Source organism: Corallococcus sp. AB032C, assembly GCF_003668935.1.
Lineage (GTDB): Bacteria > Myxococcota > Myxococcia > Myxococcales > Myxococcaceae > Corallococcus > Corallococcus exiguus.
Window position 1 is genome coordinate 1 of the sequence record NZ_RAWP01000032.1, and the last position, 14,663, is coordinate 14,663.

A 14,663-nucleotide genomic window follows, 5' to 3' on the forward strand; every position below is an offset into this window, starting at 1 on the left:
GTGCAGCACCACCACCGGCTGACGGCCCGCGGGCAGGAAGTCCTGGAACGCGCGCTGCACGGTGCTGATGAGCCCGCGGTCACGGATGTAGCGGCGGTTGACGAAGGTGTAGAGGCCGCGCGCGTTGGGCAGCGTGTACTCCGGCGACGCGAGGTAGCCCGTGACGACGACGCCCAGCCGGCGCTCCTCCACCGGGAACAGGTGCGGGAAGGACGCGGGGCCCAGGGCCGCGGCGATGCGCTCGCGCGGATCATGTTCGGCGGCGGGACTGGAGAAGAGCTCGTTGCCCTCGTGCGAGGCGAAGAAGCCGACCTCCGGGTGCGCGAGCGCCAGGCGCACCACGGCCTCCTCGCAGTGCTTGAGCTCGGTGGCGCCCTGGCGCATGAACTTGCGGCGCGCGGGCACGTTGAAGAACAGGTCCTCGATGGTGATGACCGTGCCCACGCGGGGCGGCGCGTCCTCCACCGTCGGCGGGCCCCCGCCCTCCACCGTGACCTTGGTGCCCTCGTGCGCGTCCGGCTCCGCGGTGTGCAGCGTGAAGCGGGACACGGAGGCGATGGCGGGGATGGCCTCGCCCCGGAACCCCATGGAGTCGATGTGGAAGAGGTCGTCCAGTTCGCGCAGCTTGCTGGTGGCGTGGCGCTCCAGGCAGAGCGTGGCGTCCTCGCGGCTCATGCCGTGGCCGTCGTCGGAGATGGTGATGCGGCCCACGCCGCCCGCCTCCAGCTCCACGCGCACGGTGCGGGCCCCGGCGTCGAGCGAGTTCTCGCACAGCTCCTTCACCACGGAGGCGGGACGCTCCACCACCTCACCGGCGGCGATCTTGTTGATGAGCACGTCGCTCAGGCGCGCGATTCGGGACATGGCGATCGACCACCCTCCGCCACCTGGATGACGTTGTCCAGAACATCACGGGCACACGCGGCTGACATTCCTGGACGGCTGGGCTAACACCCGCCCCTGCGAATGGAAGTGATCCGAGCAGGCAAGGGCCCGATGCGTATCGCGGTGACAGGCGCCAGTGGCGACTACGGCAAGCTGCTCCTGCCGAGGCTGGAAGCGGACCCCGGCGTGGAGAGCATCCTCGTGCTGGACACGAAGGAGCCCCAGCCGATGAGCAAGGTGGAGTTCCACCGCGTGGACCTCACCCGCTACGACGCGGAAGGTGAGCTGACGGACGCGCTCACCGAGCGCCCCGTGGACGCCCTCTTCCACCTGGCGTTCCTCTTCGGGCCCATCCTCAACGGCTCGCTGGCGCACGAACTGGAAGTCATTGGCACCATGAACGTGCTGACGGCGGTGGGCCGCGCCCGGCTGCCCCGGCTGGTGGTGCCGTCGCTGACGGTGACGTACGGCGCGCGGGGCAACAACCCGGCGCTCCTGCGCGAGGGCTCGCCGTTGTTCGGCTGTCCGCACAGCCGCTTCGTGAACGACAAGGTGGAGGTGGAGGGACAGGTGCGGGCGTTCCGCGAGCGCAATCCCGACACCCGCACGCTCGTGTTGCGGTTCGCTCCCCTGCTCGGCCCAAGCCTGGACAATCCGGCGACGCGGTTGCTGTCGCACGCGGTGGTGCCCACGCTCCTGGGATTCGACCCGCTCTGGCAGGCGATTCATGAGGACGACGCGGGCCGGGCGCTGCACCTGGCCCTGCGGGCGGAAGCCGCGGGAGAGTTCAACGTCGTGGGGCGCGGGGTGCTGCCCTTGTCGGGGCTCATCCGCCAGGCGGGCGCGCAACCGCTCCCCTTGCCGGGGCCGTTGTTTCGTGGAGCACTTCGCGCGCTCGGGGTGGTGGGGGCGGGCACGTTGCCGGTGGCCCTGCTCGACTACATGCATTACTCCTGGGTCGCGGACGGGGAGCGCGCCGAGTCCGCGTTGGGGTTCGTGCCCCTCCACCATGTCAGGGACGCCGCCTCGGCGCTCAGAAGGAGCCAGTCATGACCAAGGGTGTCCTCGGGAATGATCCCTTCCAGCGGGGCGCCGCGCCTCGCACGGGCGAGGTGAAGGACGACGCGGCCGACCCGAAGGCCGCGAAGAAGTCCGCGGCGTCCAAGTCCGCGGCGTCGAAATCCGCGAAGGGCTCGAAGTCAGCGGGCAAGGCGAAGAGCGCCAAGGGTGGCGCGTCGAAGTCCGGCGCCCAGGCGAAGACGTCCGGCGCCCAGGCGAAGACGCCCAAGGGCGGCAAGTCCGCGGAGGCGAAGCAGGCCACCGCGACGCCGAAGACGCCCGCCGCCAAGGTCCACATGTTCGAGGCACGGACGGACGGACGCGGGAGCCCGAGGTACGAGCAGGACGCGCGCGACGTGGAGCATGCCTCGGAAGCGAAGCACGGGCGTTCGTCCGCGAAGGACCCGCACGCTTCGGGACAGCTTCCCGCTGGCGAGGAGGTCTCGCCCCTGCGCGAGCCCTCCGTGCCGGCCCCAGCCTCCGAGCCCCGGCCGTCGCGTCCCCAGGTGCTCGCGGACGAGGTGCGCGGCTCGCGTCCCCAGGAGCGCAAGGTGGACCGCGCGCTGACGGAAGCCCTCGCCTCGGACGCGGCGGAGGCCGCGGCGAAGACGGCCGTGGACGGGCTGTTCGAGGGGCGCAAGGAGCCGGACCGCGACATCGAGCGCGTCCTCGCGACGGAGCTCGTCGCCGAGGTGGCCGAGTCCGCCGTGCGGCAGGTGCTGGACGACGGCAACGGCGACGCCTCCGAGCGGGAGGTCGCCACCGCCGTCGCGACCCAGGTGGCCGAGGCCACCGCGGGCGTCGCCGTGGACGAGGTGATGGACCGCCACGCCAATGGCCCCGAGGAGCGAGCCCTGTCCTCCGCTGGCGGCGGCGATGCGCAGGAAGAGGGCGAAGACGGCGAGGAGGCCTGGCCCGGCGACGCCTGGATCCGCGACCCGAAGGACGTGCCTCCTCCCGAGGACACCGAGGACCTCTGGACCGCGGACGCCTGGCGCCGCGACCCGGAGGGCATGTCCGCGCCGGAGGACCCCGACGAGGTCGACGACCTGGTCACCGGCGTCGAGCGCGTCGAGGAGGACGGCGTGCACATCTCCGTCTCCATCATCGAGGGCGCCGCCCCCACGGACGTGGAGCCGGAGGTGGAGCTGCCCGACGAGACCCACGACGAGCTGCCTCCCAGCCGCCGGCCCCTGTCGCTCGTGAGCGACCCCGGCGAGGTGCCCCTCCCGGAGGAAGCGGAGCGGGATGCGCAGGCCTTCGACCGTCCGGAGGAATCGGCCCCGCCGTCCGGCTTCGCGGGCCGCGCCGCGGGCATGTTCTCCCTGGCGAAGGAGATCGCCGGCCAGGCGCTCGCGAGCGAAGGACTGGGTCGCGCCGTGGGCGCCATGCACGGCCTGATGGAGGCCGTGCGCACCAGCCTGGGCGCTGGCGGCGGCAGCCGGCTGGACGACTACGGCAAGGACGAGGGGCTGGTGGAGAGCCTCCAGCCCGTCCTCGACTTCCTCTACGAGCAGTACTGGCGCGTCTCCGTGGAGGGCGTGGATGGGGTGCCGCGCGGCGCCTCCATCCTCGTCGCCAACCACTCCGGCGCCCTGCCCTACGACGGCCTGGTGATGGCGCAGGCGCTCCTGCGCGAACGCCCGGATCTGCTAGAGACGCGCTGGCTGGTGGAGGATCAGGTCTTCCACGCGCCCATGCTCGGCACGCTCTTCAACCGCCTGGGCGCCGTGCGCGCCTCGCCGGAGAACGCGCTGCGGCTGCTCGACGAGCACCGGCCGCTCGTCGTCTTCCCGGAGGGCTACCAGGGCGCGAGCAAGCCGTTCGCGGAGCGCTACCGCCTCAAGCGCTTCGGCCGCGGCGGCTTCGTGAAGCTGGCCCTGCGCACCGGCGCGCCCATCGTCCCGGTGGCCATCGTCGGCGCGGAGGAGACGTCTCCGCTGCTGGGCCGCCTCCCGGGTGGCTTCCTCGGGTTCCCGTCGCTGCCGCTCACCGCGCCGGGCCCGCTGCCCGCCAAGTGGACCATCCGCTTCGGCGAGCCGCTGACCATGGAGGGCCTGTCCCCGGAGGACGCGGACGACCTGGGCGAAGTGCAGCGGCTCACCGAGCGCACCCGCGAGTCCATCCAGGGCATGCTCCAGGCCCTGCTGCGCGAGCGCCGCTCCGTGTTCACGGGCTGAAGGCGAGACACCCGGGGGCGTCAGCCGCAGACGCGGTTGCGCCCCTGGCTCTTCGCGGCGAAGAGGTGCTCGTCCGCCGTGCGCACCATCTCCGCGGGCTCGCGGTGGTGCGGCTCCAGCGCGGCCACGCCCATCGACAGCGTGACGGGGATGACCTGCTTGTCGAACTCGAAGCGCTGCCGCTCCACCAGCTTGCGCACCTTCTCCGCGAGCTGACGGGCGCCGGCCAGGTTGATCTCCGGCAGGAGCAGCGCGAACTCCTCACCGCCGTAGCGGGCGAAGACGTCCTCGCGCCGGATGCGCGTGCGCACCGTGGACGCCAGCTGCTTGAGCACCGAGTCGCCCGCCAGGTGCCCGTACGTGTCGTTCACGTCCTTGAAGTGATCCAGGTCGAACATCACCAGCGACAGCGTGCGCTCGTAGCGGCGGCTGCGGGAGATTTCGCGGTCCAGCTGCTCGTCGAAGTAGCGGCGGTTGTAGATCTGCGTGAGGCCGTCCATGGTGGTCAGCCGGTAGATCTCGTCGTGGTACGCCGCCTCGATGTTGCCGCCCGCGATGAACTTGAAGATGGTGCGGCCAATCTTCACCAGGTCGCCGTTCTGCAGCGACCGCGCCGACGACGCGACGTCGTCGTTGACGAACGTGCCGTTGGTGGACCCCAGGTCCTCGATGCGCACGCCCTTGGTGGTGTTGGTGATGCGCGCGTGGTTGCGGCTCACGGCTTCCTGATCAATCTGGATGTCCGCCTTGGACGACCGGCCGATCAGCGTCTCCTTGCGCGCCAGGTCGTACTTACGCCCCAGGTCCAGGCCGTAGATGACCACCAGCGCCGCGTCCAGGTTGACGGGGCGCTCGGAGATCTTCGAGATGACGGTGACCACCGTCTCCTTCTGGCCCATGAAGCCAAACGTATCACCGCGCAATTCGCGAAAGCGAATTCACGGCCGGAACGAGTGCCCCGCCAGGTCGCAGACGCACTGACACCCCAGCACGTCAGGGCACCCGCACCGTGCGAGCGGCGCTGACGGCGGGCCGCAGCGGCAACCCGAGCCCGTCCACCAGCGACGCCACCAGCGTGACCTCCATCCCGGAGCAGGCGGTGGGCAGGGAGAGCGCCACCTCGCCCGACCGCGTGGCCACGTCGCCGCGCACCCCCGAGAGGTCGCAGCCCAGGCCGCCATCGCGCACGGTGAGCAGCACCCCACCCTCGTCGCCATTGGCTGCGTCCGTCCCCACCTGGAAGCCGCCCACCCGCACGCGCACGGTGGCGCCGCGAGCCAGCGACGCGCCCTCGGCGGGCGCAAGCCACGTCACCTGGGGCCGGCCGTAGTTCAGCGTGGACGCGGCGCGCACCGACTCGGCGAGCAGTTCGGGCGCCATGCCCCCGGACTCCGCCAGCGCGGAGAGGTTCATCACACGGCCCTCGGACATGGCCACGTTCAACGCCTCCACCGACAGCGATGCGCGCGAACCCTCCGTGTCGCCCTGGAAGGTGCGGTCCTCCAGGCCCGAGGGAGGCAGGGGCAGGCGCACGCCAGTCACGGAGCGGCGGCTGTCCACCCAGACCGTCCAGCGCCGGCCAGCCGCGTTGGTGAAGGTCGCGCGCACGAGCGTCGCACCCAGCAAGGAGGTGTCCATGCGCCACTCGCGCGGCAGCAGGCCGTGCCACGGCGATGCGTCCGGGTTGTAGCGGGCGCCCTCCGGGATGCCGAGGAACGCGTCCGCGAGCGTCACCGGCGTCGTGCCCTCTGGATCGAAGTGGGGCGCATCCAGCGGGGTCATCACCGCGCTGGTGGCGCGGCCCACGGGCTCCTCACCGCCCAGCGCTCCCGACGACGCGACCGCGACCAGCCGGTACGCCTGTCCCTCCAGGCCGTGATGAGCCGGAGCCATGCGCACGCGCACGAGGCCCGGCGAGGACAACAAGGGCTGCGTGTCCGTGTTCGGATCCACCGGGTTGGCGTTGACGGCGGCGCCCAGGCCCAGCGGCACCGTGCCCTGTCCGGGCGCGGTCACCGAGCCCACCACCAGCGCGCGCGACAGGTAGCTGTCGCGGAAGCGCGGAAGCGGCGGGACGCGCACCACGAACGGGAAGGCCAGCGGCACCTGCTGGAAGTCCAGCGACGTGAGCGGCCCGCTGGGAGGAATCTTCCCCTCGATGGGCGCATGGAGGGGGAAGCGCACATCGCGCTGGACGGCGGAGGAGAACCGCCCGGACTGCGGCAGCGCGCGCGCCAGGAGCAGCAGCGGATCCGCGCCCGGATCCATCATCCCCGCCGGAAGCTCGCCGGACGGCACCTGCGCGGTGAGGGCCCAGGCAGTGCGAGTGCCACAGGTCCCCGAGCGCGTGGCCGTCTCCGGATCCGTTCCGTCCGCGAGGGCCGTGTCGCACACCCCGGAGATGCCCGGCACCTCCACGGACTCCGGTGGCAGGACGCCGAGCCCGTTCACCCAGACGCTGGCGGGCAACTGGAACTGGCGCGTCACCCCACGGAGCGTGAGGTCCACATCCCGGTCGGGCCCCTGCACCTGGGCGGAGGCCGACTCGGACAGGAGCCCCGGCACGGACAGCCCCGCCATGCCCAGGGACAGCGCGCCGCCTACGCCCACGGGCGCCAGGTGGGTGAACCGGGCGCGCACTCCGCCCACGCGGTCCGCCGGATTGCGGCGCAATGGCAAGCGCAGGTCCCGCGTGCCGGTCATGTCGTAGTTCGCCACGGTGAGGTAGCCGAAGTCCGGATGGAAGACGGACACCGTCGAATCGCTCCGGGACGCCAGCACGGCCACGCCCAGCGCATCCGTGGACTCGCGCGCCGTCGCGCCGCCCAGCGCGTCCGCCACCACCACCGAGGCCCCTTCCACGGGGTAGCCCGTGAGCGCGTCCGTCACCACCACCCGCACCTGCCCCGAGGCCGTGTGCGGAGGCAGCACGGTGACGCGCGCACGGCACGTGACGTTGCCCAGCCGGGCCTCCACCGCCTCCACCTCCGCGCCCGCCGACTCCAGCGTGAACGTGGCCCCGGAACCGGTGCCTCCGCCCTTCACGCGCGCGGACACGGCGGACCAGGCGAGCCCGTTCCGAGGGACGAAGGGCTGGCCCGTGACATCGGACATCCAGGCCTCGAAGCGCAGGGTGGTGCCCACGGTCGCGATGATGCGCTCGGGCACCACGCGGCAAGCCGCTACGGTGGACGACGGCGGGGGCGGCCTACAGGCGCCGTCGCGGCACAGCTCCCCGTCCTCGCAGTCACTGTCTCCGGTGCAGAGGGCGGGAACGCAGCGGCTGGCGTCACAGCGGCAGCCCAGCGCCTGCGACTCACAGGCGGCGATGGCGTTCACCTCTCCGCGGCGCCTCACCGCACAGTCGAGGTCCGTCCGGCACGAGGGCTCACAGCGCGACAGGGCGGTGTTGCAGAAGAACAGCGCCGGATCCCCGCAGTCCTGATCCACCGTGCAGAACGCGTCCGCCCAGCCCCCGTGGATGAACGGCGCCTCCATGTCGGACATCGCGCAGCCCATGGCGCACGCCAGCAGGCATGCGAGCACGAGGCCGGGGGACCGGACCGGATGGGGGATGGAACGCATGGGAACTCCGAGGGGGACCGGCCTTGCCCCGACCTTACAGGGGGAAGGCCCGCGACGCGACCGGCGATGGCACCGCGACCGCTTTCGCTGGAAGCATGGAACCGGGGCGGAACCGGGGTCCTGGGAAAATCAGACGGGCGGGCAGGCAAGTGTCAGTTGGCTTCCGTCGCCAGGGGTTCCAGAATCGGACCGACGATGGCACGCGCTGAACCGAAGACCTTGGAGAGCCTGCTGCCCCGGGTGCTGGCGCGCCTGGCGGGAGAGTCAGGCCGCGCGTCGTCGCTGATGCCGCTCTGGACCGCCGCGGTGGGAGAGAACATCGCGCGCCACAGCCGGCCGCACCAGTTGGACGGAAGCACGCTGATCATCACCGTGGAGAGCGCCGAGTGGGCCCAGGTCCTCTCCCGTCAAGCCGACTCCCTGCGTGAGCGGTTCAACGAGAAGCTGGGCGCTGGCACCGTGAAGGCGCTCGTCTTCCAACTGGAGTCGCGATGAGGCGCGCGCTCTTGGGCCTGCTGCTCGCGGGCGCCGCCGTCCTCCCCGCATCCGCCGCGCCGCCGTCCCCGGCGGTGGCCTCCGTGTCCGTTCCCTCTCAGGAGGGACAGGACAGTCCGCCCCCTGTCTCGGAGGAGACGCCCCGGGCCCAGGAGGCCCGGGCCCGGCTGCACGTGCTGCGCGAGTTCGAACGCGTGGGCCGCCGCGCCCCCACGAACGACAAGGCGCTGGAGGCCGCGGCCCGGAGGCTCGCGCGCGAGGCCCTGACCGAGTTCACCACCGGCGCCCCGGACCTGCTCACGTTGACGGAGGCGGTCAGCGACTCGGGCGCCGCGGATCCGTCCCCGAAGGTGCTGGTCATCCGCGCCTGGGTGCACTCGCACGCCATCGAGACATTCCTCGCCCGCACGGACTTCAACGACGAACGCGTGAGCCACTTCGGCGTGGGCGTGGCCTTCCTGGGCGAGCGCGCCGCGCTGGTGCTGCTCGTCGCGGACCGCAAGGCGGAGGTGCTCCCCTTCCCCCGGACCATCGCCAAGGCCGGGACGGAGAAGCGCGTGTGCGGCCGGCTCGTGCCGCCGCTGTTGAGCCCGCAGGTCTTCGTCACCCGGCCGGATGGCGAGGTGGAGGCCGTGGCCCTGAGCCGCGCGCCCTCCGGCACGAATGGCTTCTGCGCCCTGGTGGGCTTCGACACCCCCGGCAGCTACACCGTGGAGGTGGTGGGCCAGGCGAACGCGGGGCCGGAGGTGACGTCGCTGTTCCAAGTGCAGGTGGGGGCTCGTTCCGCGCGCGGCGGTCAGGAGTCCCAGCGCGAACCCACCACGCTGGCCGAGGCCCGCACCGCCCTCTACGAGCGAATCAACACCCTGCGCCGCGCGTACCAGCTGCCGGAGCTCACGCCCGACTCCACGCTGGAGGACGTGTCGCTGCGCTACAGCACGCGCATGGCGACGGAGGGCTTCTTCGCGCACATCGCGCCGGACGGCTCCACGCTCACCCGCCGCCTCCCGGAGGGCACGCGCTACGTGCGCGCCGGAGAGAACCTGGGGCTGGCGGCGGGCCCGCTCGCGGCGCACTTCGGCATCGAGCACAGCCCCGGCCACCGCAAGAACCTGATGGACCCCGCGTTCCGCTTCATGGGCGTGGGCGTGGCCTTCCAGAAGGTGGACGGCCGCGACCAGGCCATCGTCACGGAGGTCTTCACCGCGGCCTCGCCCGGCGCGGCGCTTCCAGCGGACCCGGTGTCGGATGTCTACGACGCGCTGTCCCGGCACCGCGCCACGCTCAAGCTGCCGCCCCTGGTGCGCAGCGAGGCGCTGGAGCGGCTGGCGCGCGACCACGCCCGCCGTGCGCAGGCGCAGGACGAGCCCACCGCGGGAGACGGCGACCCGTCCCCGCTGCACGAGCGGGTGTTCTCCGCGCTGCCGGACGCGGGCACCGCGTCAGTGGACTTCTTCGTCGTGGGAGACCCGGGCGCCGTGCCGGAGTCACGTAGCCTGGCCACGGCCACCTACACCCGGGTGGGTGTGGGGCTGGTGCGGGGCGACTCCAAGCGCTTCGGCCAGGGCCAGTACTGGGTGGCAGTCATCTACGCCGCGGTCCCCTGAAGCGGAGGCTTCGGAAGGGAACGTCGACGCGGACGCCGGCCACGACCGGGCTTCGGGCGTGACCGGGTGCAAGCTCGCGCGGGCCCGGTGGAACGGGCCCCATGTCAGACGTCCCGGTTAGACAGGACGGCGCTGCGTGGCGTACGCCTCAAGCCCCATCTGCGGAGGCGCGAGGTTGGCGTACATCGGGCACTTCATGCACGTGAACGACTGCCAGCCACGACGGACGGCCTCATCGAGGCAGTTGTCGTAGTGGTTGCAGTTCAGGTTGCGATGCGTCTCGACGCCTGCCCGCTTCGGGCCGGCTTCGGGATTGATGGTCTGCTGCAGATCGGATGGACACGGCTTCATGGAGCCTCCCCTATGAGCTGTTTCCCCCCCCGAGGTCTGTGTACGAGCAGTGCTACCGACGACAGGTCTTCCTGCGACAACAGGTCTTCCTGACACGACGGCGGTCCGGAGTAGCGCTCAACGGCGGCGCAACGTAAGGATTCCCTCCGGACAGCGCAACGGGCCGACAACCCCGCGGGACCAGCCCGTGGGCGCGGGATCTAGGGCTTGTCGGGCCGACTGTCAAACCGACCCCCGCCCACCTGGTGGGGAATGTCGACTGCAAACCTCTCGTTCCGAAGCCGCAAGGCCGCGAAGTGAAAGGAAGAACCACATGAGTTGGACCGGCTGGGTGGCGGGTTGGGTGACGGGGGTGGCGCTGGGGCAGTCCCCGGCGACGCTGGAGGCCGTCCGCCTGCACCGGTCCGACGCGGCGGCGCTCGCCCGGGCGGAGCTCGCCGCGTGTGAGCAGGCGAAGTGCCCGGACGCGGGCCGCCTGGGCCTGCTCGCCGGGACTCTAGTACTTTCGGACGGGGACGCCGTTCAGGCGCGGGACCTGCTCACCCGCCACGCGCCGCCCGCGCCCCTGGAGGCCTTCCACGCCTTCTACCTGGGCCAGGCGCGCTTCTACGCGGGCGACCCCAACGGCGCGGCGAAGGACTTCGAGCGGGCCCTGGAGAAGGCCTCCCCGGCCCTCGCCGTGCGCGCCCGCGCCCGCCTGGGTGAGTCGCTCCTGGACGCACACCGTCCCAAGGACGCGTCCCCGGTGCTGGAGTCCGCGGCGGCGGCGCAGCCCACCCCGGAGCTGCTCTTCCAGCGCGCCCTGACGCGCGCGGCCACCGGCAACGCGGCGGGCCTGCGGGCGGACCTGAAGACGGTGGCGCTGCGCTTCCCCACCCACCCCTACGCGGACGAGGCGCTGGAGCAGCTGGCCACGCTGAAGCCCGCGGTGAAGCTCACCCTGCCCGAACACCTCCAGCGAGCCCGGGGCTTTCTCTCCGACGGCGCGGCGGCGCGGGCCGAGGACGAGCTCCTGACCGCGGAGAAGCGGGGGCTGGTGAAGGGCGCTCCTGCCCAGGCACAGGTGGCGCTCCTGCGCGCGCAGGTGCTCTTCGCGCGAGGCAAGCGCGAGGAGGCGGAGAAGGCGCTCGCGGTGGCACGCAAAGGGCCGCCGGCCATCGCCGCGGAGGCCGCGCTGGTGGTGGCGCGCCGGGCGCTGCGCTCGGACGACAACGAGAAGGCGCGCAAGCTGATGGCGGCGCTGGACAAGGCCTATCCCTCTCAAGCGGCTGGTGAGGAAGGCGCGTTCTTCGCCGCGTGGTTGGATTTGCAGGGCGGCCGCTTCGAGGACGCGACGAAGTCCTTCGCTGACTACGAGAAGCGCTACAAGGGTTCGCGCCGCCGTGACGAGGCGATGTGGTTCCGCGCCCTCTCGCACATCCGGCTGGAGCAGTACGCCAAGGCGCGCCAGGCGCTGGACGACCTGGTGACGGCCTACCCGAAGACGAGCATGGCACCGCAGGCGCGCTACTGGCAGGCGCGCACGGAGGAGCTGGGCGGCGGCAAGCCGGCGACGTTGGGGCCTGCCTATGAAGCCGTCATCAGCGCGGCGCCCGCTTCATTCTACGCGCTGCTCGCCACGGAGCGGCTGCGCGAGCTGGGACGCACGCCGCCCGCGGCCTTCCCGCAGCCTCCGAAGCAGCTCACCCTGCCCCGCCCTCCGGAGCTGGAGCTGGCGGTGGCGCTGACGCGCGCGGGCCTCTTCCGCGATGCGGCGGACGAGGTGCAATCGCGCGTGTCAGGCCTGCGCGGCGCGGACCAGGCGCTGCCGTTCGCGCACGCACTGCTGCAGTTGGGCGAGTTCGGCCACGCGCACGTCGTGGCGGCGCGCTACCTGTGGGGCCGTGCCTTCGGGGCGAAGGCACCGGACGCGCTGGCCGCGTTCTACCCGCGCGCGTTCGCCCAGGCGGTGGAGACGGAGGCCACGCGGCAGGCGCTGGATCCGTTCCTCGTGTGGGCCATCATGCGGCGGGAGAGCGCCTTCCGCCCGGAGGTCATGAGCGCGGCGGACGCGCGCGGCCTGATGCAGATCATCCCGCCCACGGCGACGGAGATCGCGCAGAAGATGGCGGAGCCCGCGCCCGCGCCGGCGGACCTGTTCGCCCCGGAGCGCAACATCCGCTACGGCGCATGGTACCTGGCGCAGCTGATGAAGCGCTTCGCGCATCCGGCGCTCGCGGCGGCGGCCTACAACGCGGGCCCCAAGGCGGCGGTGCGCTGGACGCAGGAGCGCGGCACCCTGCCCCTGGACCTGTTCGTGGAGTCCATCCCGTACCGGGAGACGCGCGGCTACGTGAAGCAGGTGGTGGCGGACCTGTACCTCTACCACCGCTTCTACGAGAAGGACGGCACCCAGGCCCGGCTGGCCATGACGGTGCCCGCCCCCAGCACGGACGGCGTCAGCTTCTGACAGAAGGCCGTTGACGGCTCAGGCGCCGCGCCAGCACTGGCGGCGTGGACGCTCCGGCCCGGGCGGACGGCTTTCCGACGGACGCGGAGGGTACGGACGTCAGGTGCCGCGCGAGGCCCGGCGGCTCGGACGCTCCGGCCTGGGAGGACGGCTTCCGATGGACGTGGAGCGTGCGGACGTCAGGTGCCGCGCGAGGACCGGCGGCGCGGATGCTCCGGCCCGGGCGGACGGCTTCCGACGGACGCGCAGCGTGCGGACGTCAGGCGCCGCGCGTTGCCCGGCGGCGCTCGATTTCGTGCTCCAGCGACTGGACCACTTCCGACAGCGGCAGGCTGCTGGAGTCCACGTGCACCGCGTCGTCGGCGGGCTTCAGGGGCGCGACCTCGCGACCGGTGTCCGCGGCGTCGCGGCGCGTCTGGTCCTGGAGAACGCCCTCCAGGCTGCTGTCCACGCCCTTCTGGAACAGCTCCTCGAAGCGGCGGCGCGCGCGCACTTCCGGGTTCGCCTGGAGGAAGAACTTCACGTCCGCGTCCGGGAACACCACCGTGCCGATGTCCCGGCCCTCCAGGATGGCGCCCGACGATGCCTCCAGGGCCAGCCGCCGCTGGAGCGCGAGCAGCCCCGCGCGCACCACCGGCCGCCCGGACACCTGCGACGCGCCCATGGAGATGGGCGGCGTGCGGATCTCCGACGACACGTCCTCGCCGCCCAGGAAGACGTGGTTCTCCTCACCCACCACCTGGAAGTGGATGCGCACGCGCCCGAGCAGCTCGCCCAGCTTCGCGTCGTCGTCGAACGCGATGCCCTCGCGCGAGGCCATCAGCGCCACGCAGCGGTAGATGGCGCCGGTGTCCACCAGCGCGAACTCCAGCCTCCGCGCGAGCAGCTTGGACACGGAGGACTTGCCCGCCCCTGCCGGCCCGTCGATGGCGACGATGAACGGACGCGTGCTCATGACAGGACCTCCTTCAGCGCCGCCACACACCGGGCATTCTCCTCGGGCGAACCCACGGAGATGCGCAGGCAGTTCGGGTGGCCGTTGCCCGCCATGGGCCTCACGATGACGCCCCGGCGCAAGAGCTGCTCGTACACCTCGGCGGACGGACGGTGGCAGTCCACGAAGACGAAGTTCGCGTGGCTGTCCGTCAGCGTGAGCCCCAGCTTCGGCAGCGCTTCTCCGTAGAAGCGCAGGCCCACGCGGTTGTTCTCACGCGTGCGCTTCACGTGCTCCGAGTCCTCCAGCGCCGCCATGCCCGCCGCCTGCGCCACCGTCGTCAGGTTGAACGGCATGCGCGTGCGGTGCACGTAGCCCGCGAGCTTCGCGTCCATCACCGCGCTGCCCAGGCGGATGCCGGCCAGCCCGTGGATCTTGCTGAAGGTGCGCAGCCCCACCAGGTTCGGGTGCGAGTGGAACAACTCCACGGCGCTCGCGTAGTCGGGCCAGTCCACGAACTCCGCGTAGGCCTCGTCGTGGATGACGAACACGTCCTTCGGCACCGCCGCCAGGAACTTCTCCAGGTCCTTGCGCCCGAACGTGGTGCCCGTGGGGTTGTCCGGGTTGGCCAGGAACACCATCCGCGTGCGCGGCGTGACGGCGCGGGCCATGGCCTCCAGGTCGTAGCGGAAGCCCTCGCGCATGGGCACCTCCACGAACGCACGGCCGTGCGCCTGCGCGGAGATGCGGTACGCGGGGAACGAGCCCTTGCACAGGAGGATCTCCTCCTCGGGCGTCGTGAACGTGCGCATCAACAGCTCGATGAGCTCGTTGGAGCCGCTGCCCAGCACCACTTCCTCCGGCTTCACGCCCAGGTGCGCGGCCAGCTTGCGCACCAGGTGGAAGCTGGTGGCGTCCGGGTACAGGTGCACCTGCGCGGCGGCGTTGCGCATGGCCTCCACCGCGCGGGGCGACGGGCCCAGCGGGTTCTCGTTGGAGGCCAGCTTGATGACGCCTTTGAGGCCGTACTCCCGCTCGGTCTCCTCGATGGGCTTGCCCGGAACGTAGGCCTTGAGCGTCTCGACGTAGGGAGGAACGAGCGGTCGCATGGAGTGTGA

11 protein-coding genes are annotated in these 14,663 nt (G+C 72.0%); 5 read left to right on the forward strand and 6 right to left on the reverse strand.

Annotated features, from left to right (window positions below):
- A partial coding sequence (mutL, locus tag D7X99_RS16315) for a DNA mismatch repair endonuclease MutL (RefSeq protein WP_121778624.1) occupies positions 1-864 on the reverse strand: 864 nt, incomplete at its 3' end.
- Between the two features lie 102 nt (positions 865-966).
- Between mutL and D7X99_RS16320 the strand changes: the two genes are divergently transcribed.
- Both D7X99_RS16320 and D7X99_RS16325 read left to right on the forward strand, forming a co-directional pair.
- Positions 967-1,938: an SDR family oxidoreductase gene (locus D7X99_RS16320; protein ID WP_120593850.1), complete on the forward strand. Its 972-nt coding sequence runs from the start codon at positions 967-969 to the stop codon at positions 1,936-1,938.
- Positions 1,935-4,124 carry a lysophospholipid acyltransferase family protein gene (locus D7X99_RS16325; RefSeq protein WP_121778625.1) on the forward strand — a complete coding sequence of 730 codons (2,190 nt, stop codon included), beginning with the start codon at positions 1,935-1,937 and terminating at the stop codon, positions 4,122-4,124. Before D7X99_RS16320 ends, D7X99_RS16325 begins: the two co-directional genes overlap by 4 nt.
- A gap of 20 nt (positions 4,125-4,144) precedes the next feature.
- On the opposite strand, the gene D7X99_RS16330 is transcribed toward D7X99_RS16325, so the two are convergent.
- Together D7X99_RS16330 and D7X99_RS16335 are read right to left on the reverse strand one after the other, a co-directional pair.
- Complete coding sequence (locus tag D7X99_RS16330) at positions 4,145-5,023, reverse strand: GGDEF domain-containing protein (protein WP_121778626.1); 879 nt, start codon at positions 5,021-5,023, stop codon at positions 4,145-4,147.
- 94 nt (positions 5,024-5,117) lie between these two features.
- Entirely contained in the window at positions 5,118-7,709 is a 2,592-nt protein-coding gene (locus tag D7X99_RS16335; protein WP_121778627.1) for a carboxypeptidase regulatory-like domain-containing protein, read from the reverse strand.
- A gap of 195 nt (positions 7,710-7,904) precedes the next feature.
- Here D7X99_RS16335 and D7X99_RS16340 point away from each other — a divergent pair, with 195 nt between their 5' ends.
- Positions 7,905-8,204, forward strand: a complete 300-nt coding sequence (locus tag D7X99_RS16340; protein ID WP_121778628.1) for a DciA family protein — start codon at positions 7,905-7,907, stop codon at positions 8,202-8,204.
- Positions 8,201-9,811, forward strand: coding sequence for a CAP domain-containing protein (locus D7X99_RS16345; RefSeq protein WP_171805195.1), 1,611 nt, complete (start codon positions 8,201-8,203; stop codon positions 9,809-9,811). The genes D7X99_RS16340 and D7X99_RS16345 overlap by 4 nt, the downstream gene beginning before the upstream one ends.
- 117 nt (positions 9,812-9,928) lie before the next feature.
- Here D7X99_RS16345 and D7X99_RS16350 read toward each other — a convergent pair whose 3' ends face one another.
- On the reverse strand, positions 9,929-10,162 hold the full coding sequence (locus D7X99_RS16350; protein WP_120577695.1) for a hypothetical protein: 234 nt from the start codon (positions 10,160-10,162) through the stop codon (positions 9,929-9,931).
- A gap of 313 nt (positions 10,163-10,475) precedes the next feature.
- Here D7X99_RS16350 and D7X99_RS16355 point away from each other — a divergent pair, with 313 nt between their 5' ends.
- Positions 10,476-12,611 (forward strand): transglycosylase SLT domain-containing protein, encoded by a 2,136-nt coding sequence (locus D7X99_RS16355; protein WP_121778629.1) that lies wholly within the window; start codon positions 10,476-10,478, stop codon positions 12,609-12,611.
- Between the two features lie 259 nt (positions 12,612-12,870).
- On the opposite strand, the gene cmk is transcribed toward D7X99_RS16355, so the two are convergent.
- A complete protein-coding gene (gene cmk / locus D7X99_RS16360; RefSeq protein WP_121778630.1) occupies positions 12,871-13,566 on the reverse strand; it encodes a (d)CMP kinase in 696 nt (231 codons plus the stop codon).
- Positions 13,563-14,654 (reverse strand): histidinol-phosphate transaminase, encoded by a 1,092-nt coding sequence (gene hisC / locus D7X99_RS16365; protein ID WP_121778631.1) that lies wholly within the window; start codon positions 14,652-14,654, stop codon positions 13,563-13,565. Before hisC ends, cmk begins: the two co-directional genes overlap by 4 nt.
- Between the last annotated feature and the right edge of the window lie 9 nt (positions 14,655-14,663).

Coding starts and splice junctions, on each gene's coding strand:
- D7X99_RS16340 (WP_121778628.1), top strand. CDS start 7,905: ATGGCACGCGCTGAACCGAAGACCTTGGAGAGCCTGCTGCCCCGGGTG.
- D7X99_RS16320 (WP_120593850.1), top strand. CDS start 967: ATGGAAGTGATCCGAGCAGGCAAGGGCCCGATGCGTATCGCGGTGACA.
- D7X99_RS16335 (WP_121778627.1), bottom strand. CDS start 7,709: ATGCGTTCCATCCCCCATCCGGTCCGGTCCCCCGGCCTCGTGCTCGCA.
- D7X99_RS16345 (WP_171805195.1), top strand. CDS start 8,201: ATGAGGCGCGCGCTCTTGGGCCTGCTGCTCGCGGGCGCCGCCGTCCTC.
- cmk (WP_121778630.1), bottom strand. CDS start 13,566: ATGAGCACGCGTCCGTTCATCGTCGCCATCGACGGGCCGGCAGGGGCG.
- D7X99_RS16355 (WP_121778629.1), top strand. CDS start 10,476: ATGAGTTGGACCGGCTGGGTGGCGGGTTGGGTGACGGGGGTGGCGCTG.
- hisC (WP_121778631.1), bottom strand. CDS start 14,654: ATGCGACCGCTCGTTCCTCCCTACGTCGAGACGCTCAAGGCCTACGTT.
- D7X99_RS16350 (WP_120577695.1), bottom strand. CDS start 10,162: ATGAAGCCGTGTCCATCCGATCTGCAGCAGACCATCAATCCCGAAGCC.
- D7X99_RS16325 (WP_121778625.1), top strand. CDS start 1,935: ATGACCAAGGGTGTCCTCGGGAATGATCCCTTCCAGCGGGGCGCCGCG.
- D7X99_RS16330 (WP_121778626.1), bottom strand. CDS start 5,023: ATGGGCCAGAAGGAGACGGTGGTCACCGTCATCTCGAAGATCTCCGAG.